Source organism: Kribbella sandramycini, assembly GCF_013131805.1.
GTDB lineage: Bacteria > Actinomycetota > Actinomycetes > Propionibacteriales > Kribbellaceae > Kribbella > Kribbella sandramycini.
On record NZ_JABJRC010000002.1, the window covers coordinates 932,691 to 959,617 of the forward strand.

A 26,927-nucleotide genomic window follows, 5' to 3' on the forward strand; every position below is an offset into this window, starting at 1 on the left:
CCATGACCGAGCGGCTGACCAACCCCGTCGCGATCCTGCCGGACGCCATGAAGGGCATCCAGAACATCTTCAAGGCCATCCACTCCTCCGGTGCTTCGGGCACCGTGCTGGAGCTGGTGCACCTGCGGGCCAGTCAGATCAACGGCTGCGCACCCTGCGTGTACGGCGGGATCAAATCGGCGCTCAAGAACGGCGAGACCGACGAGCGCCTGCACCAGGTCGTCGCCTGGCGGGACACCGACCTCTTCACCGACGCCGAACGCGCCGCGCTCGCGCTGACCGAGGAGGCGACCCGGATCGCCGACCGTCCGGAGGCCGTCGCCGATCCGACCTGGGCAGCCGCCGCCGAGCACTTCGACGAGCGCGAACTGTCCGCGATCATCCTGATGATCGGCCTGACCAACATGTTCAACCGCATCAACGCAACCACCCGCGCCAAGGCCGGTGCCACCTGGTGACGCCGGACTGCGTAACCTGCGGCAGATGAAGTACATGCTGCTCATCTACGGCAACGACGAGACGTGGGCCCAGATGGAGGCCGTGGGAATGGACGCCGTGTACGCACGGCATCGGGAGCTGGTCGCCGAACTGGAGGCGACAGGTGAGTTGGTGGCGACGCAGGGCCTGACCACTGTGGATGCACGCGTGGTCAGGGTGCAGGGCGGCGTGCCGGTGGTGACCGACGGGCCGTTCACGGAGGCCAAGGAGCTCTTGGCCGGGTACTACCTGGTCGACTGCTCGCGGGAGCGGGCGGTGGAGCTCGCCGCGAGGTTGCCCGAGGCGGTCTGGTCACCGATCGAGGTGCGAGCGGTGATGGACGAAGCGATTCCGGAATGAGCGGCTTCGGCAGGGACTTGCCGGCCTCAGCTCGGCGTTGGGACCTGAGACCGGCGAGTCACTGATTCAGCCCAGCGTGGTGGACCGGGGTTTCCAGTTGGGATCTGTCGACACGAGAGTGACCCCACCTGAGTGGGACTCGTCACCCCAACCCCGGCCACCCTGGACGAACACGGTCGCGCCTCGCTCGGGCGCCGCGGCGCCGTCGTCGAGTCGCAGCGTGGTGGTCAGGCCGCTACTGAGCCTGAGCAGGGCCACGCGTCGCGGGCGCACCGACGGGATCGACGAGGTCACCTCGTGGATGCCGGTGCAGACCGCTGGTTGGATCGAAGCCCGTCCGAGTCCTCCGTTGCCGTGACTCCTCACATCACGGCACTGCTCGGCGAGCCTTGTCATCGCTGACACGGATCCCCCTTCTTGTCGTTACAACCCCCGAGTGACGGATGGCGCGGCCCCGCGATTTCGCGCACGGCCGCACACTCCCCCGTCCTTCCCGCACCCGGAAACGACGCGGAAGTGATCCGTGAAGCCTCGCTGAGAGTGACGACGTTTTCAAGGGATGGTGACAGGTTTCCCAGGTTCCGGGACCACTGTCCACACAGAGGAATCACTGCGCCATCACGTAATCGTTCAAATACTCACTGCCCACCAAATCCTGTGGTAGCGATGCCCTTGATGATCTGGCGCTGGAAGAACAGGAACACCAGCACGAGTGGAAGCGCTGCCAGGATCGCCGAGGCCATGTTCTGCGCGTACTGCAGGCCGTAGGCGCTCTTCACAGTCTGCAATCCGACCGGCAGCGTCATCAGATCGGCGTCGGTGGTCACGATGAACGGCCAGAGGAAGTTGTTCCACGCACCGATGAAGACGAAGATCGCCACCGCCGCGAGGATCGGGCGTGACAAAGGCAACACGATCGACCAGAACACCCGCAGCCGGTTCGCGCCGTCCACCCGGGCGGCGTCCTCGAGCTCGATCGGGATCTGATCGAAGAACCGCTTGAGAATCAGCACCATCGCGGGTGCGAAGGCCTGCGGCAGGATGATGCCCCAGTAGGTGTCGACCAGGTTGAAGCTCAGCATCTGCCGGAACAACGGCACGATCAGCAGCTGCGGCGGGATGATGATCGCGGCAATGATCGCCGCGTACAGCCAGCGCCGTCCGGTGAAGCCGATTCGCGAAAACGCATAGCCGGCCAGCGCGGACGTCGCCACCGTGAGCAGCGTGATCGCGACCGAGGTCAGCAAGCTGTTCCACGCCCAGGCCGGGATGTCGCCGGCCGCGAGCACCTTGCGGTAGGCATCGAAGCCGAGCCCGTCCGGCGGATTCAGGCTGATCGACGAGGCCCCGGCGTCCGCTTCACTCTTCAACGACGTCAGCACCGCCCACGCGAACGGCACCAGCCAGGTCGCGGCCAGCACCGCGAGCACCAGCAGGGCAACCATCCGCGACACACTCCACGGGTTCTCCCCGGGCTTGTACCCGCGCTTGATCCCACGCGACAACGTGTACGTACTCATCGTCGTCCTCGCTTCGCTGCGGGCGCCGATGAGCGGAGCTCGCTGTGTTTGATGATGAACTCGCTACGCTCGTTCATGTGCGCTCCGATTGCGGTTGATCAGCTTGTACTGCGCGAGCGAGACCAGCACGATGATCGCGAAGAACAGGTACGAGATGGCCGACGAGTAGCCGAACCGGTAACCTGTGAAGCCGGATTCGTAGATGTACTGGACGATCGAGCGGGTCGAGCCGGCCGGGCCGCCGTTGGTCAGCATGTAGATCTGGTCGAAGACCTTCAGTGACGCGAGTACCTGCAACGTCAGGATCAGCCCCGTCGTCGGCGCGAGCTGCGGGATCACGATCGCGAACAGCTGCCGCCACTTGCCGGCGCCGTCGATCGCCGCCGCCTCGAACTGCTGCTCGGGGATGTTCTGCAGCGCCGCCAGGTACAGCAGGAAGTTGAACCCGATCGTCCACCACAGCGTGGTGACGACGACCGAGATCATCGCGACGTTCGGATCCTGCAGCCAGGCGACCGGAGCGATGCCGAACTCGGCGAGGACGCCGTTGATCAGCCCCAGCTTCGGGTTGTACATCCACGACCAGAACATCACGACCACGGTCGAGGCGAGCAGGTACGGCAGGAAGAACGACAGCCGCCACAGCCAGCGCCCCGGCAGCCCGAGGTTCACCAGCAGGGCGAGCGCCAGGGACAGCACGACGAGCGGCACGGTGCTCAACAGCGTGAACCACAACGTGTTGCCGAGCGAGCGCCACATGTCCGGGTCGGTCAGCGCCTCGGCGTAGTTCGCGAAGCCGAGCAGCTCACCGCCCTTACCGGTCAGCGTCTCGCCGGTGAAACTCAGATACAGGCCGTAGATCGCCGGGACGACGAGGAACAGCACGAACAGGACGGCGAACGGCGCCGCGAACGCCCAGCCCGTGAGGCTCTCGTTCCGCCGGCCGAGGGGGGTCGACATCTCCTGGCCTCCTTAGACCGGTTGCGGACGATCGAGCAGCACGTTCAGCCGCTTCACGAAACCTTCGAACCCCGCAGCCGGATCGCCGCTGCCGAGGAACACGTTCTGGACGTTCTCCGCGAAGTACCGATGGAAGTCACTGCCGGCCCCGCCGAACCACGCGTCGGGGTCGTAGTTCACGTACGCCGGAATCCCGGCGTAGTTCGACTGCGGCTTCAGCGCCTGGTACTCCGCGCTCTGCACGACCGGCTGGTACGCCGGGATGTGGCCCGCACCGGCCCATTTGACCGACCGCTTCAACACCTCGGCGACCAGCTGGTACGTATGCCGCCGCCGCTCCGGATCGACATTCGCCTGCCGCGGCAACACGAACGTGTGGGAATCGGCGTACGCCGCATCGGTACCGAACAACGTTGGAATGGGACGCGCGTCGAACGGCAGCTTGGAATCCTTGAGCACCGGCAGCTCCCAGACGCCGCCGAAGAACAGGCCGCTCTCACCGTGCAGAAATTCGCTCGTCGCTGTTCCACCGTCGCCGGCTTTCGTGGCGATCGTGTCGTCCAGCAACGACTGAACGAATTTCAGCGCCTTGACCGCGGCCGCCTCGTCGACCTGGGCCTGCTGCCCCGGCACGAGTTTCATCTCCGCGTTCTGCTGGCGGTAGAGCGTGTAGAACAGCCGCCACATCTGCGAGCCGTCACCGAGATACCCGTACGACAGCCCGTGCTTACCGGTCACCTTCTGCAGTTTGAGCGCGACCTCGGTGAACTCCTCGGGCGACTTCATCGTCTGCAGCGCGTCCGTGACACCGGCCTTCTGAGCGTGGTCGGTGTTGTAGTAGAGGACGAACGGGTGCGTGTCGAGCGCGATCGAGTACAGCTTCCCGTCGTACCGGCCCTTCTGCCAGACCAGCGGCGGGAAGTCGCGCTCGTGGACGCCGACCTCGGCCAGCAGCTCCAGATCCCACGGCTCCAGCAGGCCGCCGGGCGCGTAGCCCGCGATCCGCGACGCATGCATGATCGCCAGATCCGGCGCGCGGCCGCCGGCCGAGGCCATCGCCAGCTTGGTGTAGTACGGCGGGCCCCACGCGAGCACGGTCTGCGTCGCGCGGAAGCCGAGGCCGAGACCGTTGACGGCGTCCACCAGGCCGGCCATCACGATCCCGTCGCCACCGGTCATCAGGTGCCAATAGCTCAGGTCGGTGGCCGATCGGGACGCACCGGGCGCACAGCCCAGCAGCAGGCCGCCGCCGGCGATCGCCGCCGCCGAACCGAGCAGCCGGCGCCGGGAGAACTGCCGTTCCAACGCACTCATCCATGTCTCCTTCGCAGGGCACCTGAAGGATTACATCGTTAGAATCCGTTGACAAGAGAAACCTGTTTGTTTTTGAAGGAAAGTGTCGATCCGTGAGCAGGGGCGACTACGCACGGAGCGGACGCAGCGCCCGCCCCCAGGCGACGACCTGATCCAGCATCGCGATGGCCGCGCCTTCCTGCTCGGGCGCGGGAGTCAGGGCGCTGAAGTTCTCGAAGTCGGTGAACAGCGACAGGCTCACCTGAGCACGCACGTCCGCGACCTGTAGCTCGCCCATGACCAGCCGCAGTTGCTCCACCGCCCGACTGCCGCCGTTGCTGCCGTAGCTCACGAATCCGGCCGCCTTGTTGTTCCACTCGGCGTACAGGAAGTCGATGGCGTTCTTCAAGGCGCCGGGAATCGAGTGGTTGTACTCAGGCGTCACGAACACGTAGGCGTCGAAGGCGGCGATCGTCGAAGCCCAGGCGCGAGTGTGGGGTCGGCTGTACTGGCCCAACGCCGCAGGCATTGGCTCATCCAGGAGCGGGAGGTCGTAGTCCTTCAGGTCCACCAGCTCGAATTCGGCGTCGAGGCGCTTCGCAGCGAGGTTATGGATCCAGTGCCCCACAGCCTCCCCGTTGCGCCCTGGGCGGGTACTGCCGATGACAATTGCCACTCTGATCAAGGGTCGCTGCTCTTTCGATCGGTTGGGTCAGGGGTGAACTGCGTTTGCGGCTCGGTCGGTTTGGTCGGCGTGCGGAGGTTGTGCGGGTTCGGAGCGCAGCATGGCGAAGCCGACGATCGCGGCGGTCACGAGAAGTCCCGTGCCGACGGCGAACGCCAGCTGATAGCCGGCGTTCAGCGCCGGAACCGTTGCCTGTCCGTCGCCCGACAGCCTTGCGGTGTGCCCCGACGCCAGCGCGGCCAGCGTCGCCAGACCTAGCGCGCCGCCCACCTGCGCTCCCGTGCCGGCCAGGCCGGAGGCCAGCCCGGCCTCGCTGGGGCGAACACCCGACATGGCCATCGTCATCACCGCTGGCATCGCCAGCCCCGCGCCGACGCCGAGCGACAGCATGGAAGGCAACACGTCCACCAGGTAGGCTCCGTCGATCGGTGCGCGCGTCAACCACAGCAGAGCGCTCGTCAGCAGGACGAGACCGGCCAGCAGCACCGGACGCGGGCCGAATCGGGTGTTCAATCGCGCAGACAAACCGAGCGAGACGACCGCCATCACCACCGCGATGGGAAGTCCGGCCAGACTTGTCTCGGCGGCGCCGTACCCGAGAACCCGCTGCAGGTACAAGACGGTCAGGAACTGGAATCCGGACATGCCGCCGACCATCAGGACCTGGACGAGGTTGGCGCCGGTGAGGTTGCGGGAGCGGAAGATGCGCGGCGGCAGCAGCGGGCTGCCGGCAATGGCCTGGCGCACAGCGAAAGCAGCGAGCAGCGCGATCGACAATGCCCCGAGGCCGAGGGTGTGGACCGACCCCCAGCCGTGTTCCTCGACTTTGACGATCGTGTAGACCCCGAGCATCAGACCGGCGGTCACCAGGAGGGCGCCGGCGACATCTGCGCCCGCTGCGAGGCCCAGTCCACGGTCGTTGGCGAGCAATCGAACGGCCAGGACTGCCGCCGCGATCCCGATCGGAACGTTGACGAAGAAGATGGCCGCCCAGCCGGCCGCCTGAGTGAGGACTCCCCCGGCCAGGCCGCCGATCGCGCCGCCGGCCGCCGCGACGAACCCGATGGCGCCGATCGCCTTGGCCAGCTCACGAGGTTCCTGGAAGATCGTCACGACGATGCCGACGACCACGGCCGAGGCCATCGCTCCACCGGCCCCTTGGACGAACCGCGCGACGACGAGCATCGCCTCGCTCACCGCCAGCCCGCACAGCAGCGACGCCGCGGTGAAGATACTCAGGCCGATGACGAACATGCGCTTGCGGCCGATCAGATCGCCCAGCCGTCCGGACAGCAGCAACAGGCCGCCGAAGGCGATCATGTAGGCATTGACGACCCAGGCCAAGCCCGTGCCGGAAAAGCCGAGGTCGGTCTGAATGGCGGGCAGCGCGACGTACACGATGCTCGAGTCGATGATGATCATGAGCTGTACGGCGCTGAGCACTGCGAACGCGCGCCAGCGCGAACTTCGGGGCATCTGCGGTGTCTCCTGGTCTGAGCGATGGACTGCATCTGACCCTAGGTCCGGGAGCAGGGACGTCCAATGCTCCTGAATCCGCAATTCATACGCGAGCGTCCCAGGTGCTGGATGGAAGCGTATTCTTGCGCCATGGATGTACTCAGTGACGTCATCGCGGTGATGCGCGTCGGCCGCCCGGTCTCCGCGCGCGTCCGACGGCATGCTCCGTGGGGCCGGCGCTATCCGGCCTCACCGGGGGCCGCATTCCACGTGGTACTCCAGGGGACTTGCTGGCTGCTTCCCGCCAACGGCGTCCCGGTCGCGTTGAGCCCAGGTGACGTGGTGCTCCTGCCCCGGGCAATCGATCACGCGCTGGCCGACCTGCCGTCCAGCCCGTTGACCGAGACGTGCTGCGTCCCCGATCCGGACCGGCCTTCCTTCGAGAATCGCGAGGAGTTCCCGCCGGGTGCAGCCGGCCTGGCTGCGGGCCTGTCCAGCGTGACGTTGTGCGGCGCCTATCAGTTCCACGATTCGCTCGCGCATCCGTTGCTCAGCGGCCTACCCGAGATCGTGCACGTGCCGGCGAAACCGGGGCACCATGCCGAACTGCGTGCCGCCGTCGAACTGCTCGGCGCCGAGTTGGAGAACCCGCGTATCGGCGCGGGCGCCGCCGTACCGGCACTCCTCGACGTACTCCTGCTCTACGTGCTGCGGGCCTGGTTCGCCGACCAGCCCGTACCGGGCACGACCAGCGGCTGGGCCGTGGCGCTGAGCGACCCGGCGATCATTACGGCGCTGAGCGGCATCCATGACGATCCCTCCCGCTCGTGGACGGTCGAGGAACTCGGAAAACGTTCCGGGTTGTCCCGGACGGCGTTCGCCCGCCGTTTCACGGCCCTGGTCGGCCGGCCCCCGCTTGCGTATCTGACGTGGTGGCGGATGGTTCTCGCGCAACGACTGCTCCGTGCCTCCGAGTTGCCGTTGAGCGTGGTCGCGCGAGAGGTCGGCTACACCTCGGAATTCGCCTTCGCCAACGCCTTCAAGCGTGAGCACGGCATCGCACCCGGCAGGTACCGGAGACAGGGCCGGACGACAGCCTGACTCCGGGTTGCCGGGGCGAAGCATCTGGTCAGCGCTGCGTGCTGGCGCGCTCGATGATGCGGTGCGGGATCATCACTCGGCGCGGGGTGGCGCTTTTGTCGGCCATGCGCTCGGCCAGGAGGTCGAGGGCGGCGGCGACGAAGGCGCGCCGGTCGAAGTCGACCGTGGTGAGCGGCGGGATCAGGTATTGGCTGTCGGCGATGTTGTCGAAACCGGCGACCAGGGTCTGCTCGGGGACGCCGATCCCCGCGGCCCACAGCGCCGACAGGGCGCCGGAGGCCATCGTGTCGGTGAAGCAGAAGAAGGCGTCGGGCAGCTCGTGCTCGGCCAGGAACTTGCTGACCACCTTCGCCGCGCCCTCCGGCCGCCAGCGGTCGAGGCCGAGCTCGAGTGCCGGGTCGGCGGCGATCCCGGCCTCGGCGAGAGCTTCGTGATAGCCGGCGGTCCGTAGCCGTGACGCCGCCGTACCGGGGCCTTCGGCCGCTCCCCCGAGGACGCCGGCGCCACTCGAGCCGCGCGGGATCTCCGGCGTCCCGAGGGCGGCGATCCGGCGGCAGCCGCGGGCGATCAGGTGCCGGGTCATGTCGCGGGCCGCCGCGTGGTTGTCGATCGCGACCTGGCTGACCATGTCCTGGTCGACGTCCCCGATCAGGACGACGGGCGGCAGCGGCCCAGCGGTCAGGACGGCGCTGTCGTCGAGGTTGACCGGGTTCAGGATCAGGCCGTCGACGAGGTACGCGCGGGCCTTCGACAACAGCTCGAACTCACGCTTGGGCTCGGCGGCGGTCTGCTCGATCTGGACGCCCCAGCCGCGTTCGTGGGCCAGCTCGACGACCAGGTGGACCACCTCGGCGGAGTACGGGCGGAGCAGATCCGGCAGGGCCAGCGCGATCATGCCCGAACGGCCGTTGCGCAGGCCGCGGGCGCTCATGTTCGGCACGTAGTCGAGCTCGGCCAGCGCCTGCTCGACGCGGGCGCGGGTCTCCGGCCGGACGAACACGACACCGTTGATGACGTTCGAGACGGTTTTCGGGGAGACCCCGGCCAGTTTCGCTACGTCCTTCACGGTGGCTCGCACCCGGACATTCTCACACCTTCACGTCGCCGTTGAAGCTTTCGACCCCAACCTGAGGCTGCCATTCGCGGCAAACTTCGCACGGACGGTTCAATGAGACGATTCAAGGATGCTTGCCGACAGCCATGACGTGATCGAAGTCCGGGGCGCCCGCGAGAACAACCTCGCCGGAGTGTCGCTGGACATCCCCAAGCGCCGTCTGACCGTCTTCACCGGAGTCTCCGGCTCCGGGAAATCCTCGCTCGTGTTCGACACGATCGCCGCGGAGTCGCAGCGGCTGATCAACGAGACCTACACCGCCTTCGTCCAGAACTTCATGCCCAGTCTGGCCCGGCCGGACGTGGACGCGCTACAGAATCTCTCCGCCGCGATCATCGTCGACCAGGAGCGGATCGGCGCGAACTCCCGCTCCACGGTCGGTACCGCGACTGACGCCCACACCATGCTCCGGGTGCTGTTCAGCCGCGCCGGTACGCCGAACCCGGGGCCGCCGTCCGCGTTCAGCTTCAACCGGGCCGAAGGGATGTGCCCGACCTGCGGCGGCCTCGGCCGGACCACCGAGCTCGACGTCGACCAGCTCGTCGACCGCGAGCTGAGCCTGAACCAGGGCGCGATCACCGCGCCCGGCTATGCGATCGACACCTGGTGGTGGCAGGCGTTCGCGAAATCCGGCCTGTTCGACCCCGACCTGCCGCTGCGCGACTACCCGGCCGAGACCTGGGAGCAGTTCCTTCACCAGGAGCCGACCAAGATCAAACTCGGCAAGGTCTCGATGACCTTCGAGGGGCTGGTCTCGAAGATCAAGCGCCAGTACGTCGGCAAGGACATCGACGCGATGCAGAGTCAGGCGCGGGCCTTCGCCGCCCGCGCCGTGAAACAGGACGTCTGCGCCGAATGCGGCGGCACCCGGCTGAACGAGGCCGCCCGCTCGGTGACCGTGAAGGGCCTGACGATCGGCGACTGCTCGTCGATGCAGATCAGCGACCTGGCCGACTTCGTCGCCGGGCTCGACGACCCGACGGTCGGCCCGGTCCTCGAAGGGCTCCAGCAGACCCTTGGCTCGATGGTCACGATCGGCCTGGGCTACCTGAGCCTGGATCGTGAGTCGGGCACGCTGTCCGGCGGTGAGGCGCAGCGGGTCAAGCTGGTCCGGCACCTCGGTTCGAGTCTGAGCGATGTCACCTACGTCTTCGACGAGCCGACCGTCGGGCTGCACCCGCACGACATCCAGCGGATGAACGACCTGCTGATCCAGCTCCGGGACAAGGGCAACACCGTGCTCGTCGTCGAGCACAAACCGGAGACGATCCGGATCGCCGACCACGTCGTCGACCTCGGTCCGGGCGCCGGGACGGCCGGTGGGCGGCTGTGTTACGCGGGTGACCTGGAGGGCCTGAAGAACTCCGGCTCGCTGACCGGCCGGTACCTCGACCATCGGGTGCCCGTCCGGGACGACGTCCGCCGTCCGACCGGGAAGCTCGCGATCGAGAACGCGACCCTGCACAACCTGCGCGACGTGAGCGTCGACATCCCGACCGGGGTGCTGACCGTGATCACCGGCGTGGCCGGCTCCGGGAAGAGCTCGCTCGTGCACGGCTCGCTGGCCGGGCGGCCCGGCGTGATCGTCGCCGGGCAGGACCCGATCCGGGGCTCGAAGCGGAGCAACCCGGCGACCTACACCGGGCTGCTGGACCCGATCCGCGCCGAGTTCGCGAAGGCGAACGGGGTGAAACCGGGCCTGTTCAGCGCGAACTCGGTCGGCGCCTGCCCGTCCTGCAAGGGCATCGGGCTGGTCTACACCGATCTGGCCATGATGGCCGAGGTCGCCTCGGTCTGCGAGGTCTGCAACGGCGCCCGGTTCACGGCCGAGGTGCTCGCCTATCAGTTGCGCGGCAAGAACATCAGCGAAGTGCTGCGGATGACCGTCGCCGAGGCGCGGGAGTTCTTCCCGAAGGGGCCGGCCCGCGCGATCCTCGACCGGCTGTCGACCGTCGGCCTGGGCTACATCGGCCTCGGCCAGCCGCTGACCACGCTGTCCGGCGGTGAGCGGCAGCGGATCAAACTCGCCATCAACATGGGCAAGAGCGGCTCGATCTACATCCTCGACGAGCCGACCACCGGCCTGCACCTGGCCGATGTCGACCGGCTGCTCGCGATGCTCGACGCGCTCGTGGACGACGGCAACACGGTGATCGTGATCGAGCACCACTTGGCCGTGATGGCGCACGCCGACTGGCTGATCGACGTCGGTCCGGGCGCCGGTCACGACGGCGGCCAGGTCGTCTTCACCGGCACCCCCGCCGACCTCGTCGAGAGCAGCCCGAGCCTCACCGCCGAACACCTCCGCGCGTACGTCCGGCAGTAACACCTTTGCCTAGCCGGCCCACGCATTTGCCTGGTGGGCCCGGCAAACCAGGGGTGGGCCACCCGCAGGCGCCTGGCCCACCCCACGCTTGACTAGCCGACCAGGCAAACGTCGGCGAATCGAGGGAACCGGGGCCACCGGCCCACGCACCTGCCTAGCCGGCCCACGCATTTGCCTGGTGGGCCCGGCAAACCAGGGGTGGGCCACCCGCAGGCGCCTGGCCCACCCCACGCTTGACTGGCCGACCAGGCAAATGGGTCAGGTGAGGGCGGGGGCTACGAGGGCGGCGTACTGGGCCTGGCCGGTGACGTTCGGGTGGTAGGACTCGCTGACCGGGTTGGACAGGCCGTTGATCCACTCCGGGTTACCGCAGACGGCATGCCCGATGAACTTCGACGTCGGATCCACGAACACGTAGCCGGCAGCGTTCGCGGCGGCCTTGATCGTGGTGTTCAGCAGGTCGGCGGTCTGGTTCAGCCGGGTCATCTCGGCGGCGCTGAAGAAGGTGCCGGCGTTGCAGTCGGTGCCGTTGAACAGCCGCGGGTAGCCGACCACGATGATCTTGGCCGAGCTCGCGCGGCTCTTGATCGCGGCGTACAGGCCGTTCAGGCGGCCGGGCAGCGTGTTCTTGATGGTGGCCTGGGAGTTGTTGATCGCGGTGTCGCAGTTCCCGAGCCAGGCCGGTTTGGCGCATTCGGTGATCACCGAGGAGAAGCCTGCGTCGTTACCGCCGACCTGGACCGTGACCCGGTTCGCCGCGCTCGTCACCGCGCTGAGCTGGTTGTTGGTGACGTCGGCGACGCGGGCGCCGGAGCACGCGACGAAGGTCAGGTTCGCGCCGAGCCGGGTGGCGTCCAGGTACGGGTAGGCTTTGGTCGAGCGCTGGCAGTTGCCACTGCTCGGGTCGTAGCTACGGGTGCCGACTCCCGAGGCGTAGGAGTCGCCGAGCGCGACATAGTTCACCGCGGCGTGCGCGACGCCGGGCTGCAGCAGCATCGCGGCGCCGAGGGCCGCGGCGGACAGAACACTGGCGATGGACTTCATGGGCGGACCGCCTTGTGTGCGAGGGGTGGCGACAGAAGTACTGAACGTCACCTTCTCTGACTCGCGGGTAACAGACAAGGTCCTGGTAAGAAACTGGCGAGGTATTTCTGGCGCAGGTCAGCGGCCTTCGGGACCGGGGACCGAGAGCGGGTCGAACCCGTACGGCAGCTCCAGCCGGTGTGCGCTCATCAGCTCGGCGTCCCCGAGCAGCTCTCTGGTCCGGCCGTCGGCGACGATCCGGCCGTCGTCCATCAGCAGGCTGCGCTCGCACAGCTGCAGCGCGTACGGCAGGTCGTGGGTGATCATCAGCAGTGTCACGTCGAGCCCGGTCAGGATGTCGGCCAGCTCGCGCCGGCTGGCCGGGTCCAGGTTGCTCGACGGCTCGTCCAGGACCAGGACTTCGGGGCGCATCGCCAGCACGGTCGCGACCGCGACCCGGCGGCGCTGACCGAACGACAGGTGGTGCGGCGCGAGGTCAGCGTGATCCTGCATGCCGACCTGGACCAGCGCTTCGCGAACCCGGTCGTCCAGCTCCGCGCCCCGCAGTCCGAGGTTGGCCGGGCCGAAGGCGACGTCGTCCCGCACGGTCGGCATGAACAGCTGGTCGTCGGGATCCTGGAAGACCAGGCCGACCTTGCGGCGGATCTCGGGCAGGTGATCGCGGTGCAGCCCGGTGCCGCCGATCTGGATCCGGCCGCTGCCGGTCCCGCCGGCGACCGAGCCGAGGATGCCGTTCAGATGCAGGACCAGCGTGGTCTTCCCGGCGCCGTTCGGGCCGAGCAGCGCGACGCGTTCACCGCGCCGGACGGTGAAGTCGACGCCGAACAGGGCCTGCCGGCCGTCGGGGTAGGCGAAGACGAGACGCTCGACCTGAATCGCGGGACCGCTCACAAGCCGACAACCCTAGCTGCCACCGCGATCGCGACTGCCGCCAGGGAGATGGTCAGCCCTTCGAGCCACTGCGCCCGGCTCGCGCCGACCTCGCCCAGCAGCGGCATCCGGCCGGTGTATCCGCGCGACCGCATTGCCAGGTGCACCCGCTCGCCGCGCTCGAAGCTCCGGACGAAGAGCGCGCCCACTCCCCCGGCGACGGCGCGCAGATGCCCGGCCCGGCCGCCGACGTACCCCCGGGACTCACGCGCGATCCGCATCCGGTGCAGATCGTCGGAGACGACGCTCAGGTAGCGAACCATGAACGACAGGATGGCGATCAGCGTCGCGGGCAGCCGAAGCCGCTCCAGACCGGCGAGCAGCTCCCGCGGCCCAGTCGTCGCGGACAGCAGGATCGCCGCCACAACGCCGAGCGTCCCTTTGGCCAGGACGTTCCAGGCGCCCAGGACGCCGGACCGCGACAACTCGAGCCCGAGGACGTCGATCGTCGGCCCGGTCGCCACGAACGGCAGCAGCAATGCGAACACGATGAACGGCGTCTCCACGGCCAGCCGTCGCGACACCACCAGCGCGGGCAGCTTCGCCATGACGACGGCGCCCACGAGCAGCACGGCGTACAGAGCGAACGCCCAGAAGCTCGCCGCCGGGGTCGAGACGACCGCGAGGACGAAGACGAACAGCGCGACGAGCTTGACCTGCGCCGGGACGCGGTGGATCTTGCTGTCCACCGCGACGAGCAGGCCGTCGCCGCTCATGACGCTTTACGCAGCGACGCGATCTTCGCGATGGCCAGGCCGACGGCGATCGTGACCAGGACGCCGATGATGCCGGCCAGCGCGCCGGAGACCTGGGCGTTGCCGATGCCGCTGACGCCGTAGTCCGCGAGTGGGCTGCCCGCGACCGCGGAGTCCTTCGCGGCACTGTCGAAGCCGAGTTCGGCGCCGACGAACTCCAGGCCGTCCGGGTGCGCGCTCGCCAGCAGGCTGACCGCGCCCGCGATGACGAGTGAGACCGCGACGCCGACCCCGAGCGAACGACCCGCCGGTTTGGCCGCGATCGGCTTGTCCGGGGACACGGTCGAGGTGTTGCCATCGGCATCGACCAGGACGAGATCCTGCTGCAGATGCCGCGCGGCGTAGACCAGGTCAGGCCGGGTCGCGACGACGGCGCCGAGCACCGCCGCGGTGATGACGGCCTCGCCGATCCCGACCAGGACGTGCCAGCCGACCATCGCCGTGGCCAGCTTGCCGAGCGGAATGTCGACCGCGCCGCCGATCGCGTACAGGCCGGTGAAGGCGAGCGCGGCGACCGGCACCGACACGAGCGCACCGACGGTCGCCGCCGGCACGACGCTGCCGGTACGCCGCGGGAGCACAGTCAACAGCGCCCGGATGACGAAGTATCCGGCCAGCACCGTGATCAGGCCCATCAGGGTGATGTTGGTGCCGAGCGCGGTCAGGCCGCCGTCCGCGAAGAGCAACCCCTGGACGAGCAGGACGGTCGACATCACCAGCACAGCCGTCCACGGCCCGACCAGCGCGGCGGCCAGCGCACCGCCGAGCAGGTGGCCGCTGGTGCCGGCGCCGACCGGGAAGTTCACCATCTGCACGGCGAACACGAACGCCGCCGTCAGCCCGGCCAGCGCGGGACCGGTCTCGCGGATCTCCCGGTTCGCGCGCTGCAGGCTGAACCCGACCGCCCCGGCCGCGATCAGGCCGGTGGCGATGGACGTCGGGGCGTCGAAGAACCCATCAGGAACATGCACGGGGTCGATCTTGAACCTGTTGCGATCGAATCGCAACAAGGCATCTCACAGCTGCTTGAGGGCGTCGCCGATCGCGCGGTGGAACGTCGGGTAGGCGTAAATGACCTGTTGCAGAGAGTTCACCGGAACACCCGCGTGGACAGCGACGGCCAGCGCGCCGAGCACCTCGCCACCGGTCGGGCCCGCGCTGGTCGCGCCGACCAGGACGCCGCGGTCGGAGTCGACGACGAGTTTGATGAACCCCTCGTTCCCGGCCTTGTGGATGAAACCGCGCGACGAGTACGGGATCTGGCTGGACCCGGTCGCAACTTTCAGCCCCTGCTCCCGCGCCTGCTTCTCGGTCAGCCCGACCGCGCCGATCTCCGGGTCCAGGAAGGTGACCCGCGGCATCGCGTGGTACGACGCGAGCGGCGCGTCCGGCGTCCCGAGGATGTCGTGGACGGCGACGTTCGCCTGGTACATCGCGGTGTGCGTGAACGCGCCGACGCCGGTCACGTCGCCGACCGCCCAAACGCCGTCGGCGGCCCGGACGTGCTCGTCGACCTCGATCCGCCGCACCGCCGGGTCGAGACCGGCTTGGTCGAGGCCGAGCCGCGCCAGGTCCACCCGGCGTCCCGTTGCCACCAGCAACTTCTCGCCCTGTGCCGTGTTGCCGTCGTCGAGTGTGACGGTGAACTCGCCGCCGTCATGGGCGACCTTCGTCGCGTGGACGCCGGTGTGCACGGTGACGCCGTCCTTCTCCAGCGTCGCCCGGGCCAGATCGCCGGACTCCGGCTCCTCCAGCGCGAGGATCCGCTCGGCGCCCTCGATCACGGTCACCGCGACGCCGAACCGCGCGAACACCTGGGTCAGCTCGACGCCGATCGCGCCGCCGCCGAGCACGATCAGCGACGCCGGCAAGGTCTCGGCGCGAATGGCGTCCTGGTTGGTCCAGAACGGCGTCCCGGCCAGGCCCTCGATCGGCGGCACGAACGGGACCGTGCCGGTCGCGACGACAATGCCGCGGCTCGCCTCGAACTCGCGATCACCCGCGCGAACCGTCCGCGGGCCGGTGAGGACGCCGTGCTCACGCACGAACGTGACGCCCTTCTTGACCAGCCGGTCGACCGCGACCTGGTCGTTCCAGTTGTCGGTCGCCTCGTCGCGGATGCGCTGCGCGACCGGGGCCCAGTCCGGCGTGATCGTCGCCGTCCCGGCCAGGCCGTCGACGCGGCGCGTCTCGGCGATCAGGTTGGCGGCCCGGATCATCATCTTGCTCGGAATGCAGCCGTAATACGGGCACTCGCCGCCAACCAGCCGCGGCTCCAGCCCCACCACGTTCAGCCCGGCCTCAGCCAGCCGGCCGGACGCCTCCTCGCCCCCGACGCCCAACCCGATCACGACCACATCAACCTGTTCAGCCATGCCGCCCAATCTCGCAGACCACCCCCGCCCCGCCAAGCCCCACCCCGGCGCGTCAGCACCCCGTAAGGTGCTGACATGTTCGTCATCGCGCACCTGAGTGACCCGCATCTCGACGGCACCGACGTCCCCCGGGAGCGGTTGCGCCGGATCACGGCGTACCTGAACGCCTTTCAGCGGCCGGTGGACGTTGTGCTGGTGTCGGGTGATCTGGCCGACCACGGCCTCGACAGCGAGTACGCCGAGCTCGCGGCGGAGCTGCCGACCGGCGTACCGGTTCTGGTCCTGCCGGGGAACCACGATGTCAGCGAGCCGCTGCGCAAGGGGCTGGCCGAGTATCTCGACTCCCCCGGGTTCGACCACCCCGTGCATCAGGTGCGTGAGGTGGCCGGGGCGCGGTTCGCGCTGGTCGACACGACTGTTCCAGGCGCGGACCACGGGCTGTTGTCGGCCGACTCACTGGACTGGCTGGATGCGACGCTCGGCGAGCCCTACGACGGGCCGACGTTCGTCGCGATGCATCACCCGCCGCTGACGATGCGGCACCCGATCATGGACCAGTGGCTGCTGCACGCGCAGGATGCGCTCGAGCGTGTGCTCAGCGGTAAGTCGATCACGGCGATCCTGACCGGCCACGTGCACAACGCGGTCGTCACGTCGTTCGCCGGGCATCGCGTCCTCGGCGCGCCCGGTATCCGCTCGACCGTCCCGCTGCCCTTCGAGCCGGCCGTGCCGAGCGGGATCGTAGACACAGAAGCCCACCCGGGGCTGGCACTCCATGTGCTCTACCCGGATGGGCCGCTGCAGACGTTCTACAGGTTTCCCTGACGGTCAGAAGTTGATCATGTGCCCTTCGAGGCCGTGGAAGGCCTCCTGAAGGGCCTCGCTCAGCGTCGGGTGCGCGTGCACGTTGCGCGCCAGCTCCTTGGTGGTCAGATCCCACTTCTGGGCGAGGGTGAGCTCGGGGAGCAGCTCGGTGACCTCGGGGCCGATCAGGTGCGCGCCGAGCAGCTCGCCGTACTTGGCGTCGCTGATCACCTTGACGAAACCGGTCGGGTCGCCGAGGCCGTGCGCCTTGCCGTTCGCGGTGAACGGGAACTTGGCCACCTTCACCTCGTGGCCGAGCTTCTTGGCCTCCTCCTCGGTGTAGCCGAAGCTGGCGATCTGCGGCTGGCAGAAGGTCGCCCGCGGGATCATCGCGTAGTCGAGCTCCATCGTCTCGTGCCCGGCGATGGTCTCGGCGGCGATCACGCCCATCGCCTCGGCCGCGTGCGCGAGCATCAGCTTCGCGGTGACGTCGCCGATCGCGAAGATGTTCGGCACATTCGTCCGGCACAGGCCGTCGACGCCGATCGCGCCGCGCTCGGTCAGCTGGACGCCGGTCTTGTCCAGGCCGTAGCCGTCGACGCGCGGCTGGAAGCCGATCGCCTGCATGACCTTGTCGGCCTCGATGACCTTGCTCGCGCCGTCCTTACCGGTGACGGTCACCTTGACCTGGTCGCCGGAGTCGTCGATCGAGTCGACCCGGGTGGAGGTGAGGACGTCGACGCCGAGCTTCTTGTACGCCTTCGCGAGCTCCTTGGAGACATCTGGGTCCTCGAGCGGGACCATCCGGTCCAGGAACTCGACGATCGTCACCTTGACGCCGTAGTTGGCCAGCACGTACGCGAACTCGACGCCGATCGCGCCGGCGCCGGCGATCACGATCGAGCCCGGCAGCTCCTCGGTGAGGATCTGCTCCTCGTAGGTGACCACCCGGTCGGTCAGCTGGGTGCCCGGCAGCAGCTTGGTGGTCGCCCCGGTGGCGATGATCGCGTGCCCGAACGTGACGGTCTCCGAGGAGCCGTCGTTCAGCGTGACGTCGAGGGTGTTCGCGTCGGTGAACGAGCCCCAGCCGTCGAACTCGGTGATGCTGTTCTTCTTCATCAGGAAGTGGACGCCCTTGACCCGGCCGTCGGCGACCTTGCGGCTGCGCTGGACGGCGGCCGGGAAGTCGAAGGTGACCTCGCCGCTGATCCCGAAGGTCTTCGCCTCCGTGCGGAAGATGTGCGACAGCTCGGCGTTCCGCAGCAGCGCCTTGGAGGGGATGCAGCCCACGTTCAGGCAGACACCGCCCCAGTACTTCTTCTCGATGATGGCGGTCTTGAGCCCGAGCTGAGCCGCGCGGATCGCCGCGACATACCCACCCGGACCTGCGCCGAGGACAACAACGTCAAAGTGCGAGGCCATACCTGAACTTTAGTAGGTCCGTCCAGGGCAGGGTTTCGCGGGGACCTTTCCCGGCATACCCTGGGCAGGCGCGGGGGCCCGCTCGCTGCCGCGCGCCTGAGGTGAGGCGACGACGATGGGGGCCTGATGGTTCTGGGGAACCGTCGGGGGCTGCGGTTCGCAGCACTCGGCACACTGCTGGCGGTGGTCTCGCTGCCGGCGTACGCCGACACGCCCACCCCGCCCCCGCCCGCCTCCGTGACCGATGTCAAACGCTCGCTGGAGCAGCTCCAGGCCGAGGCCGCCGCGCTGCAGGCCGAGTTCGCCAAGGCGACGATCGCCTACACCAACGCGCTCAAGGCCGCCGAGCGGGCCGAAGCCGCCGCGAAGAAGGCCGAGGCCTCCGCGGCGACCGTCGGCGGCCGCGCCGACGAGGAGCGCCGGCGGCTCGGCGTCATCACCGCCCAGGCCTACCAGCTCGGCATCCCGACCACGCTCGGCGCCGAATCGATGATCTGGTCACTGTCCCCGGTCGCGGAGAACCTGCAGGAGATCGCCGACCGGCAGACCGCGATCCAGCAGCTCGGCAGCACCCAGGTCTCGCAGTACAACAAGGCCATGAACGCCGGTAACGACGCCGCCAAGGCGAAGGCCGAGGCCGCCGGCAAGCGCGCCGACGCACAGCTCGCGGCCGGCAAGGCCACCCAGCTCGGCAAGGATGTCAAGCAGAAGGCCGCGGACGCCGCCGCCCGCGCGATGGACCAGCTCCCCGAGCTCGACGGCGCCTCCGAGCTGTCCAAGCAGCTCCAGCTGGCCCGCAACCAGCAGGCGCTGTTGCGCTGGCAGGCCTACCTGACCGAGCTCAGCACGGCCAAGGTCGTGCTGCCCGCCGCGGCCGCCCTCAAGGACCCGGCCAAGCTGCCCGCCCCACTCACCCCGCTGATCGACGGCGGCCAGACCATTCCGGGCGCGGCGTCCGTGCTGATCACCGGCAAGTCGCTGCGCGTGCTGCCGGCCGAGACGATCAAGGCGGTCAACCAGGCCTTCACGCTGGTCGGCCGCGGGTACGGCGTCGACGCCGGCGGCCCGGCGATGTACGGCTGCCTCGGCGCCGCGCGGACGGCGTGGGCGCCGTACGCGAAACTTCCGGCCACGATCGCCAAGGTCTACCCCGGGTACCAGGCCGTCCCGCACGAGCAGGCCCAGCCCGGCGACCTGATGCTCATGGGCAGCAAGTCGCTCGGCCTGGTCCACATCGGTATCGCCCTCGACAACGACGAGATGATCGCCGCCGACGAGGCGAAGGGCGCGGTCGTCGTCACCCCGGTCCCCGAGACCCTGTACGCCGTCCTCCGGCCGACTCTCGGCGCCCCGAGCAAGGCCCAGGTCGCCCCCGCGACCGGCTCCGGGGCCGAAGACTTCCGCTGCGGTAACACCGGGACGTCGTACAGCGTCGCCTCCGGCGCCTGGACGTGGCCGCTCGCCGACGGGACGTACGAGATCGGCACGTCGTTCGGTCAGTCCGGCTCGCTGTGGTCGAGCGGTTACCACACCGGCCAGGACTTCCCGGCCGCCCTCGGGACGCCGGTGCGCGCGGTGACCTCCGGCACGGTCCGGGTCGAGCACCCGCCCTGGGCGGGGAACCTGGTCCGCATCGACCACGGCGGCGGCCTGGAGACGCTCTACGCGCACCTGAGCTCGGTCAGCGTCACCGACGGCCAGCAGGTCAAGGCCGGGCAGCGGATCGGCGGCGTCGGCAGCGAGGGCAACTCGACCGGCGCGCACCTGCACTTCGAGGTCCGGATCGGCGGCGACGCGGTGAACCCGATGCCGTTCCTGGCGACCGGATCGGCGACGACCGGCTGGGGCGGGTTCAGCAACGGGATGATCCCGTCCAGCAAATTGTGCGCCGTCGGCAACGGTCACATGCTGCGCTGTGACGCCGCCGCGGCGTACTTGCAGCTCAGCGGCGCCTATCGGGCCGCGTTCGGGCGGTCGCTCTGCATCACCGACTCCTATCGGTCCTACCAGGCCCAGGTCGATCTCTACGCGCGCAAGCCGTCGCTGGCCGCCCTGCCCGGGACGTCGAACCACGGCTGGGGGGTCGCGGTCGACCTGTGCGGCGGCATCGAGAAGTTCGGCACCGCCCAGTACCGGTGGATGAAGCAGCAGGCGCAGGCGTTCGGCTGGCGGCACCCGGCCTGGGCCGACCAGGGCGGCAGCCGCGAAGAGCCCTGGCACTGGGAATTCGGTAAGCCTGTGAAGCCTTGAGCGCAGCAAAACCGAAGGGCCTGAGCTACGGGAATTCGGTGGACTCAGCACGTAGGGTGGGAACGTGGCCGAGCAGGAAAGTCCCGACCGCACTGATCACAACATCACGCTCGATGCGCAGGACGACCGGTGGGAGTGGCGCCGGCGGATCCGGGCGGATCCGAAGAAGCACCTGATCTACCGAGTCCTGGTGGGTGTGGTCGGCGGCGTGCTGATCATCGCCGCCCCGCTGACCGGCTGGTTGCCGGGGCCGGGCGGTATCCCGCTGTTCATCGCCGGCCTGGCCATCCTGGCCAGCGAGTTCGAGTGGGCCCAGCGCCTGCTCTACAAGGTGAAGGACTGGGTCAAGGAGCTGACCGCCTGGACGGGTAAGCAGCCCGCCTGGCTCAAGACCTTGGGCAGTGTCGCGCTGTTCTGCTGCGTCCTGATCGCGGTCTGGCTCTACATGGCTGTGCTCGGTGTGCCGGGCTGGCTCCCCGACTCTTGGGAGTCGTTCCTGCACAAGCTGCCGCTGCTCGGCTGATCAGTGCCCGACCGGCCCGTACTTCGGGGTGTTGAAACGTTGCCGGTAGTTGCTGGCGCTGAGCCCGTAGTGGGATTTGAACCGGCGGGCGAAGTAGTTCTGGTCGGGCCAGCCGACCGCCTCGCCGATCCGGCTCACGGGCAGGTCGGTGTGCAGCAGCTGGCCGGCTGCGAGCTCGGCGCGATGCCGGGACAGGTAGGCCATCGGCGGTAGGCCGGTGGCCGACTTGAACAGGCGGACGAGGTAGCCGGGCGCCAGGTGCAGGGCCTGGGCCAGCTCGGTGAGCGTCCAGGGCCGGGCCGGGTCGGCTTCGAGCATCCGCATCGCGGTGAGGACGGCGGGATGCGCCTGCTGGCGGACATCGTTGCGCTCGGCCACGATCCGGGCCAGGCAGCTCAGGTAGAGCGACAACCAGCCGACCAACTCCCCGCGGTGCCGACCGATTGGCTGGTCGCGCAGCTCGCGGAGGCCGTCCAGGTGCCGCCGGGCTTCCGCGAAGGTCTCGTCGTCCAAGTGCATACTCAGAACACCGCGTCGCTGCGCGGAGAACGGCCCGGTCCAGAGAAGGTAACCCAGCAGCGGGTCCTCGCGGGTCCAGGCCAGCTCGCGCTGGACGAGGTCGGCCGCGAAACAGCAGTTGTAGACCAACAGCCCGCGGCACTGCTCGTACTCGTGCCAGACGCCGGGGCGCAGCAAGATCGCGTCGCCGGGCTGCAACTGCTGCCGGCCGGACTGGCTGTGATGGACGCCGTCACCCGCGATCACCAGCGCGATCTCGAAGAAGCTGTGGGTGTGCAACGGGTGGGAGCCCTCGTGCACGTGCTGCCCCGCGTGCACGATCGTCCCCTCGACGAAGTGCAGCAGGGTGCCGTGGGTCCGCATCGGCTCGTTGGCCATGCCTCACCCTAGGGCCGAGGTGCATTTTGTGCTAGGTCTCGTGAACTCCGGACTATGACTGCTCGCCGGTCCGTCGCAAGCTGGTCTGAATCGTTTCATTCGCAACGGTTGGAGCCGCATGTCGCACCTCGCCGCACCGAGCAGCATCCGCTTCGAACACCGCACCGACGCCGGGCCGGCGCTCGGCCTCGGTACGCCGGCGCCCCGACTGTCCTGGCAGGTCGCCTCCGCACCGGACGGCTACGTCCAGACGGCGTACCAGGTCGAGATCACCGCCGGGACGACGGAGATCCACACTGTCGAGTCCGCCGACCAAGTGCTCGTCCCCTGGCCGGGTACGCCGCTTGCGTCGCGCCAGGCGGCCGTCATCCGAGTCCGCGTCCGCGGGGTCGACTGGAGTGATTGGAGCGAGGCGGCCGTCGTCGAGGCCGGTTTGCTCAGCCCCGACGATTGGAGCGCGCGGTTCGTCAGCCCGCGGGACAACCCGCACGGCTCCCCCGCACCCCTGGTCGGGACCGAGGTCGAGCTACCGGGTGACATCGCCAAGGCACGGCTGTTCGTCACCGCGCACGGCATCTACTTCCCCGAACTGAACGGCCGTCGCGTCGGCGCCGAGGAGCTGGCCCCGGGCTGGACCGTCTATCAGCAGCGGCTGCGTTACCAGACCCACGACGTGACTGAACTTGTCGAGCCGGGCGCGAATCGGCTCGGCTTCCTGCTCGGCAACGGCTGGTACCGCGGGCGCTTGGGCTTCCGCGACCAGACCTGCCTGTACGGCGAGCGCCTCGCCGTCCTTGCGCAGCTGGAGGTGACCACCGGCGACGGCGAGGTGCACACGTTCGGCAGTGATGCGACCTGGACGTCGCGGGAGAGCGCGGTCGTCGCGGACGACCTGTACGACGGGCAGCGGACCGACTTCCGGCGTCCGATCGGGGCGGCGACCGCGGTCGACGTCCTCGATGCCGACCTGTCGCTGCTCGTCGGGCCGGACGGGCCGCCGGTGCGGATCACCGAGGAACTGCGGGCCATCGAGATCAGCACGTCGCCATCGGGTAAGGCGCTGATCGATTTCGGGCAGAACCTGGTCGGGCGGGTGCAGTTGACGGTGCGCGGCGGCGGGGCTGGTGACGAGGTCGTCGTCCGGCATGCCGAGGTCCTGGAGAACGGCGAGCTCGGCGTCCGGCCGCTGCGGACGGCGAAGGCGACCGACACCTATGTGCTCGCCGGGCCCGAGGAGCGGGTACTCGACTCCCCGCTGACCTTCCACGGTTTCCGGTACGCCGAGGTCACCGGCGTTCCCGATCTGCAACTGGACGACCTCCGCGCGGTCGTCGTCGGCAGCGATCTGCGGCGGACCGGCTGGTTCGAGTCGTCCAGCGGTCTGCTCAACCGGTTCCATCAGAACGTCGTCTGGGGGATGCGCGGCAACTTCGTCGACGTCCCGACCGACTGCCCGCAGCGCGATGAACGGCTCGGCTGGACCGGCGACATCCAGGTCTTCTCCCCCACCGCGACCTTCCTGTTCGACACGACCGGCTTCCTCGGCAACTGGCTCGCCGACCTCGCCGCCGAGCAGCACAAGGACGGGTCGGTTCCGTTCGTGATCCCCGACGTCCTGCGGAACGCCGAGCCGGCCACCGCGGCCTGGGGTGACGCGGCGACGCTCGTGCCCTGGGTTGTCTACACGGCCAGCGGGGACGTCGAAGTACTGCGCCGCCAACTGCCGAGCATGCGGGCGTGGGTGGACAAGATGACCGAGCTGGCCGGGGAGGATCTGCTGTGGTCCGGCGGCTTCCAGTTCGGCGACTGGCTCGACCCGACCGCGCCGCCCGAGAACGCGTCCCTCGCCAAGGCCGACCCTGACGTCCTCGCGACGGCGCATCTGGCCCGGTCAGCCGGCGTCGTCGCGCAGGCGGCCCAGGTCCTCGGGGAAACTGCCCTGGCCGAGCAGTACGCCGATCTGGCCGCGCGCGTCCGGCAGGCGTTCGCAGCCGAGTACACCACCGTGGGCGGCCGGGTGCTCAGCGACTCGGCCACGAACTACGCGCTAGCCCTGCAGTGGGCCCTGCTACCGGATGCTCGACAGCGCGAGCGGGCCGGCGCGCGACTGGCCGATCTGGTCCGCGGCAGCGGCTTCCGGATCAGTACGGGTTTCGTCGGTACGCCGCTGATCGCCGACGCACTCACCGACGCCGGCCACCCCGATCTGGCGTACCGGTTGCTGCTGCAGAGCAGCTGTCCATCCTGGCTGTACGCGGTGACGATGGGCGCGACCACGGTCTGGGAGCGCTACGACAGCATGCTGCCGGACGGCAGTATCAACCCGGGCGAGATGACCTCGTTCAACCACTACGCGCTCGGCGCGGTCGCCGACTGGTTGCACCGCCGGGTCGCGGGCCTCGCGCCCGGAGAACCGGGATACCGCTCTCTCGTCATCGATCCGCTCATCTCGGCACACCTCACCAGCGCATCGGCCAAACACCTGACCCCGTACGGCGAAGCAGCTGTCGCCTGGTCCCGGAAAGACGCTGAGATCGCGCTCTCCGTGACCGTTCCGGTCGGGTCCCGGGCGCGGGTCGTCGTACCGGGCCTGAACGAGCCGGTCGAGGTCGGCCACGGCACCCACACCTGGACGGCGGCCGACATTCAGCCCCTCGATCTCGCCGCAGCGCCAACCATCCGACAGCTCATCGACCACGAGCCGAGCTGGACCGCGATCGTCGCGGCAGCAGTGGAGAGCGGTTTCGCAGCCGACGACGCCGCGCTCGCGCACCGATTAGCGCCGTACCTCGACCGCCCCGCAGCCGGCCTCGAGGAGGTGACCGGCGACTCCGAAGCACTGCGCTCCGCCCTCGAAACCCTCCTCAACCAGTGATCCCCAGGAGGCTACTTGCGGACGAGGAGGTAGGCCTGGGATTGTTTCTCGCCCCACTCGGGGGCGTGGACGAGGCGGGCGACCTCCTCGAAGCCGGTCTCGGCAAGCAGGGCGGCCATGTCGGCCGGCTCCTGCAGGTAGACGTCGAGATCGATGGCGTGACCGTAGCCCGAGGTGAGGTGATAGGTGTCCGAGCCGGCCTTGAAGGCGTAGACGAGGTGGCCGCCGGGCTGGAGGACGCGGTGGACCTCGGCGAAGGCTGCGGGGAGGTCGGCGCGTGGGGTGTGGACGAGGGAGTACCAGAGGAGGGCGCCGGCGAGTGAGTCGGCTTTCAGGTCGAGGTCGAAGATCGAGCCGACGTCGAAGCGGAGACCGGGGTAGGCGGCGCGGGCGACCTCGATCATGCCGGGGGTGAGGTCGAGACCGAAGACGTCCAGGCCGGTGGCGGCCAGGTGGGCGGTGACGCGGCCGGTGCCGCAGCCGAGGTCGGCGACCGGGCCGGATGGGAGGAGCTCGGTGAAGTAGCTGAGCATCATCCGCTCGGCCACGCCGTCGGCGAGCAGGTTTTTCAGCATCGAGTGGTAGTCGGCGGCGGCGGTGTTGTACGAGGTCTGGATGTCGTTCACGCGAGGACTTTAGGAAGTGCCACCGACAGTTTCCGGTAGCACTCGGGGGTGTTGTAGGCGTGCGCCGAGAGCCGCAGGTAGCTGCGGCCCTCGTACCCGGTCAGCGTGATCTCGATCTGGTGCTCGCGGGAGAAGCGCGCCTTGAACGGCTCTGCGTCGGCGATCACCGACGGCAGCTCGACCAGCCGCAGCGTCGGCGCCGGGTTCGCGAGCTCACCGACCGACGTCCCGAGCGCCTTGGCCACCAGCGCGGCGCCTTCCTCAAGCATCGCGGTCAGCTGCGGACGCCGAACCGCCCACTCCAGCTCGGCCAGCACCCGCAACGACTCCGGCGCCGCGATCCAGGCTGCGTAGTCTTGCGTCCCCTGCATGTCGAAGCGCTCCGGCAGCCGCTCGTCGTACTCCGACCACGAGGTGATCAGCGGGTACGACGCCGTCCGCCAGCGCTCGGCGACCACCAGACCCGCGGTCGCGCGCGGGGCGGCCGGCCACTTGTGGAAGTTGCCCGTCCAGAAGTCGGCGCCGTCGCCGGTCGGGGCGTCGATGAGCGCCGGGGCGTGCGCGCCGTCCACGATGACCGGTACGTCGCGGTCGTGCGCGAGCTCGACGAGCCGGGCGATCGGGAGGATCGCGCCGGTGGCCGCGCTGACGTGGTCGACGAGCAGGGCCGAGGCGCCGACCAGGGCCGGCTCGATCAGGGCGACCACGGTGTCGTCGTCCGCCTGCATCGGGAGGTCGACGACGTACAGCTCGGCGCCACGGGCGCGGGCGACCCGCTCGGCGGCGTACCGGGAGGCGCCGTACACGTGGCTGGTGGTGACGATCCGGGTGCCGGTCGAGATCGGCACGGTGGCGAAGGCGGCGGTGATGCCGGCGCTCGCGTTCGCGACGAGGGCGAAGCCGGCCGGGTCGGCGTCCAGGAAGGCGGCCAGCTCGAGCCGGGCCGCGGTCAAGCGCTCCGGGACGGAGCGGAACCAGCGCATCGGGTTCGCCTCGGCCTCGGCGCGCAGCGCGCTCAGGACCTCCTGGGTACGCCGGGGAACCGCGCCCCACGAGCCGTGGTTCAGGTGCACCACGGCCGGATCGAGGCTCCACAGGTCTGGGCGGGGGCTGAGTACCGTCACCACCCGAA

Annotated in this window: 23 protein-coding genes; 8 read left to right on the plus strand and 15 right to left on the minus strand. The window is 69.0% G+C overall.

Annotated features, from left to right (window positions below; translation table 11 throughout):
• The first annotated feature begins 2 nt into the window (after window positions 1-2).
• Together HPO96_RS11725 and HPO96_RS11730 are read left to right on the plus strand one after the other, a co-directional pair.
• Window positions 3-458 carry a carboxymuconolactone decarboxylase family protein gene (locus HPO96_RS11725; RefSeq protein WP_171673385.1) on the plus strand — a complete coding sequence of 152 codons (456 nt, stop codon included), beginning with the start codon at window positions 3-5 and terminating at the stop codon, window positions 456-458.
• 25 nt (window positions 459-483) lie between these two features.
• Window positions 484-837: a YciI family protein gene (locus HPO96_RS11730; RefSeq protein WP_171673386.1), complete on the plus strand. Its 354-nt coding sequence runs from the start codon at window positions 484-486 to the stop codon at window positions 835-837.
• 638 nt (window positions 838-1,475) lie between these two features.
• Here HPO96_RS11730 and HPO96_RS11735 read toward each other — a convergent pair.
• The 5 genes from HPO96_RS11735 to HPO96_RS11755 form a co-directional block, all read right to left on the minus strand.
• Window positions 1,476-2,357: a carbohydrate ABC transporter permease gene (locus tag HPO96_RS11735; RefSeq protein ID WP_171673387.1), complete on the minus strand. Its 882-nt coding sequence runs from the start codon at window positions 2,355-2,357 to the stop codon at window positions 1,476-1,478.
• 63 nt (window positions 2,358-2,420) lie between these two features.
• Window positions 2,421-3,317: a carbohydrate ABC transporter permease gene (locus HPO96_RS11740; RefSeq protein WP_171673388.1), complete on the minus strand. Its 897-nt coding sequence runs from the start codon at window positions 3,315-3,317 to the stop codon at window positions 2,421-2,423.
• Between the two features lie 12 nt (window positions 3,318-3,329).
• Window positions 3,330-4,631 carry an extracellular solute-binding protein gene (locus HPO96_RS11745; RefSeq protein ID WP_171673389.1) on the minus strand — a complete coding sequence of 434 codons (1,302 nt, stop codon included), beginning with the start codon at window positions 4,629-4,631 and terminating at the stop codon, window positions 3,330-3,332.
• Window positions 4,632-4,737: 106 nt separating this feature from the next.
• On the minus strand, window positions 4,738-5,286 hold the full coding sequence (locus tag HPO96_RS11750; protein WP_337796592.1) for an NADPH-dependent FMN reductase: 549 nt from the start codon (window positions 5,284-5,286) through the stop codon (window positions 4,738-4,740).
• A gap of 36 nt (window positions 5,287-5,322) precedes the next feature.
• Window positions 5,323-6,771 carry an MFS transporter gene (locus HPO96_RS11755; RefSeq protein WP_171673744.1) on the minus strand — a complete coding sequence of 483 codons (1,449 nt, stop codon included), beginning with the start codon at window positions 6,769-6,771 and terminating at the stop codon, window positions 5,323-5,325.
• Between the two features lie 132 nt (window positions 6,772-6,903).
• On the opposite strand from HPO96_RS11755, the gene HPO96_RS11760 reads away from it, so the two are divergent.
• Window positions 6,904-7,854 carry an AraC family transcriptional regulator gene (locus HPO96_RS11760; protein ID WP_171673391.1) on the plus strand — a complete coding sequence of 317 codons (951 nt, stop codon included), beginning with the start codon at window positions 6,904-6,906 and terminating at the stop codon, window positions 7,852-7,854.
• Window positions 7,855-7,882: 28 nt separating this feature from the next.
• Here the strand turns inward: HPO96_RS11760 and HPO96_RS11765 are convergent, their stop codons facing one another.
• Window positions 7,883-8,932 (minus strand): substrate-binding domain-containing protein, encoded by a 1,050-nt coding sequence (locus HPO96_RS11765; protein ID WP_171673392.1) that lies wholly within the window; start codon window positions 8,930-8,932, stop codon window positions 7,883-7,885.
• 106 nt (window positions 8,933-9,038) lie between these two features.
• On the opposite strand from HPO96_RS11765, the gene HPO96_RS11770 reads away from it, so the two are divergent.
• Window positions 9,039-11,294 (plus strand): ATP-binding cassette domain-containing protein, encoded by a 2,256-nt coding sequence (locus tag HPO96_RS11770; RefSeq protein ID WP_171673393.1) that lies wholly within the window; start codon window positions 9,039-9,041, stop codon window positions 11,292-11,294.
• Between the two features lie 258 nt (window positions 11,295-11,552).
• On the opposite strand, the gene HPO96_RS11775 is transcribed toward HPO96_RS11770, so the two are convergent.
• The 5 genes from HPO96_RS11775 to HPO96_RS11795 form a co-directional block, all read right to left on the minus strand.
• Window positions 11,553-12,338, minus strand: a complete 786-nt coding sequence (locus HPO96_RS11775; protein WP_171673394.1) for an SGNH/GDSL hydrolase family protein — start codon at window positions 12,336-12,338, stop codon at window positions 11,553-11,555.
• A 117-nt stretch (window positions 12,339-12,455) separates the two neighbouring features.
• A complete protein-coding gene (locus tag HPO96_RS11780) occupies window positions 12,456-13,229 on the minus strand; it encodes an ATP-binding cassette domain-containing protein (protein WP_171673395.1) in 774 nt (257 codons plus the stop codon).
• Window positions 13,226-13,984, minus strand: a complete 759-nt coding sequence (cbiQ, locus tag HPO96_RS11785; RefSeq protein ID WP_171673396.1) for a cobalt ECF transporter T component CbiQ — start codon at window positions 13,982-13,984, stop codon at window positions 13,226-13,228. Before cbiQ ends, HPO96_RS11780 begins: the two co-directional genes overlap by 4 nt.
• Window positions 13,981-14,994, minus strand: coding sequence for an energy-coupling factor ABC transporter permease (locus tag HPO96_RS11790; RefSeq protein ID WP_171673397.1), 1,014 nt, complete (start codon window positions 14,992-14,994; stop codon window positions 13,981-13,983). The genes cbiQ and HPO96_RS11790 overlap by 4 nt, the downstream gene beginning before the upstream one ends.
• Before the next feature lie 45 nt (window positions 14,995-15,039).
• Window positions 15,040-16,398, minus strand: coding sequence for a dihydrolipoyl dehydrogenase family protein (locus HPO96_RS11795; protein ID WP_171673398.1), 1,359 nt, complete (start codon window positions 16,396-16,398; stop codon window positions 15,040-15,042).
• Between the two features lie 75 nt (window positions 16,399-16,473).
• Here HPO96_RS11795 and HPO96_RS11800 point away from each other — a divergent pair, with 75 nt between their 5' ends.
• A complete protein-coding gene (locus tag HPO96_RS11800) occupies window positions 16,474-17,223 on the plus strand; it encodes a metallophosphoesterase (RefSeq protein WP_171673399.1) in 750 nt (249 codons plus the stop codon).
• Window positions 17,224-17,226: 3 nt separating this feature from the next.
• Here HPO96_RS11800 and lpdA read toward each other — a convergent pair whose 3' ends face one another.
• Window positions 17,227-18,624 carry a dihydrolipoyl dehydrogenase gene (lpdA, locus tag HPO96_RS11805; protein WP_171673400.1) on the minus strand — a complete coding sequence of 466 codons (1,398 nt, stop codon included), beginning with the start codon at window positions 18,622-18,624 and terminating at the stop codon, window positions 17,227-17,229.
• A 126-nt stretch (window positions 18,625-18,750) separates the two neighbouring features.
• Here lpdA and HPO96_RS11810 point away from each other — a divergent pair, with 126 nt between their 5' ends.
• The gene (locus tag HPO96_RS11810) at window positions 18,751-20,874 is read left to right on the plus strand and encodes a peptidoglycan DD-metalloendopeptidase family protein (RefSeq protein WP_171673401.1); all 2,124 of its coding nucleotides are present in this window, start codon (window positions 18,751-18,753) and stop codon (window positions 20,872-20,874) included.
• Between the two features lie 64 nt (window positions 20,875-20,938).
• A complete protein-coding gene (locus HPO96_RS38160; RefSeq protein ID WP_171673402.1) occupies window positions 20,939-21,397 on the plus strand; it encodes a PGPGW domain-containing protein in 459 nt (152 codons plus the stop codon).
• Here the strand turns inward: HPO96_RS38160 and HPO96_RS11820 are convergent, their stop codons facing one another.
• Window positions 21,398-22,294 carry a helix-turn-helix transcriptional regulator gene (locus tag HPO96_RS11820; protein ID WP_171673403.1) on the minus strand — a complete coding sequence of 299 codons (897 nt, stop codon included), beginning with the start codon at window positions 22,292-22,294 and terminating at the stop codon, window positions 21,398-21,400. It abuts the gene before it with no gap.
• A 118-nt stretch (window positions 22,295-22,412) separates the two neighbouring features.
• Between HPO96_RS11820 and HPO96_RS11825 the strand changes: the two genes are divergently transcribed.
• Window positions 22,413-25,169 (plus strand): alpha-L-rhamnosidase, encoded by a 2,757-nt coding sequence (locus tag HPO96_RS11825; RefSeq protein WP_171673404.1) that lies wholly within the window; start codon window positions 22,413-22,415, stop codon window positions 25,167-25,169.
• A gap of 11 nt (window positions 25,170-25,180) precedes the next feature.
• On the opposite strand, the gene HPO96_RS11830 is transcribed toward HPO96_RS11825, so the two are convergent.
• Together HPO96_RS11830 and HPO96_RS11835 are read right to left on the minus strand one after the other, a co-directional pair.
• Complete coding sequence (locus HPO96_RS11830; RefSeq protein ID WP_337796593.1) at window positions 25,181-25,795, minus strand: class I SAM-dependent methyltransferase; 615 nt, start codon at window positions 25,793-25,795, stop codon at window positions 25,181-25,183.
• Window positions 25,792-26,919, minus strand: a complete 1,128-nt coding sequence (locus tag HPO96_RS11835) for an aminotransferase class V-fold PLP-dependent enzyme (RefSeq protein ID WP_337796594.1) — start codon at window positions 26,917-26,919, stop codon at window positions 25,792-25,794. The genes HPO96_RS11830 and HPO96_RS11835 overlap by 4 nt, the downstream gene beginning before the upstream one ends.
• Between the last annotated feature and the right edge of the window lie 8 nt (window positions 26,920-26,927).

Bases quoted from the DNA above. Each gene is read 5' to 3' on its own strand.
- HPO96_RS11725 (WP_171673385.1), top strand. From the start codon at position 3: ATGACCGAGCGGCTGACCAACCCCGTCGCGATCCTGCCGGACGCCATG.
- HPO96_RS11730 (WP_171673386.1), top strand. From the start codon at position 484: ATGAAGTACATGCTGCTCATCTACGGCAACGACGAGACGTGGGCCCAG.
- HPO96_RS11735 (WP_171673387.1), bottom strand. From the start codon at position 2,357: ATGAGTACGTACACGTTGTCGCGTGGGATCAAGCGCGGGTACAAGCCC.
- HPO96_RS11740 (WP_171673388.1), bottom strand. From the start codon at position 3,317: ATGTCGACCCCCCTCGGCCGGCGGAACGAGAGCCTCACGGGCTGGGCG.
- HPO96_RS11745 (WP_171673389.1), bottom strand. From the start codon at position 4,631: ATGAGTGCGTTGGAACGGCAGTTCTCCCGGCGCCGGCTGCTCGGTTCG.
- HPO96_RS11755 (WP_171673744.1), bottom strand. From the start codon at position 6,771: ATGCCCCGAAGTTCGCGCTGGCGCGCGTTCGCAGTGCTCAGCGCCGTA.
- HPO96_RS11760 (WP_171673391.1), top strand. From the start codon at position 6,904: ATGGATGTACTCAGTGACGTCATCGCGGTGATGCGCGTCGGCCGCCCG.
- HPO96_RS11770 (WP_171673393.1), top strand. From the start codon at position 9,039: ATGCTTGCCGACAGCCATGACGTGATCGAAGTCCGGGGCGCCCGCGAG.
- HPO96_RS11775 (WP_171673394.1), bottom strand. From the start codon at position 12,338: ATGAAGTCCATCGCCAGTGTTCTGTCCGCCGCGGCCCTCGGCGCCGCG.
- cbiQ (WP_171673396.1), bottom strand. From the start codon at position 13,984: ATGAGCGGCGACGGCCTGCTCGTCGCGGTGGACAGCAAGATCCACCGC.
- HPO96_RS11795 (WP_171673398.1), bottom strand. From the start codon at position 16,398: ATGGCTGAACAGGTTGATGTGGTCGTGATCGGGTTGGGCGTCGGGGGC.
- HPO96_RS11800 (WP_171673399.1), top strand. From the start codon at position 16,474: ATGTTCGTCATCGCGCACCTGAGTGACCCGCATCTCGACGGCACCGAC.
- lpdA (WP_171673400.1), bottom strand. From the start codon at position 18,624: ATGGCCTCGCACTTTGACGTTGTTGTCCTCGGCGCAGGTCCGGGTGGG.
- HPO96_RS11810 (WP_171673401.1), top strand. From the start codon at position 18,751: ATGGTTCTGGGGAACCGTCGGGGGCTGCGGTTCGCAGCACTCGGCACA.
- HPO96_RS11820 (WP_171673403.1), bottom strand. From the start codon at position 22,294: ATGGCCAACGAGCCGATGCGGACCCACGGCACCCTGCTGCACTTCGTC.
- HPO96_RS11825 (WP_171673404.1), top strand. From the start codon at position 22,413: ATGTCGCACCTCGCCGCACCGAGCAGCATCCGCTTCGAACACCGCACC.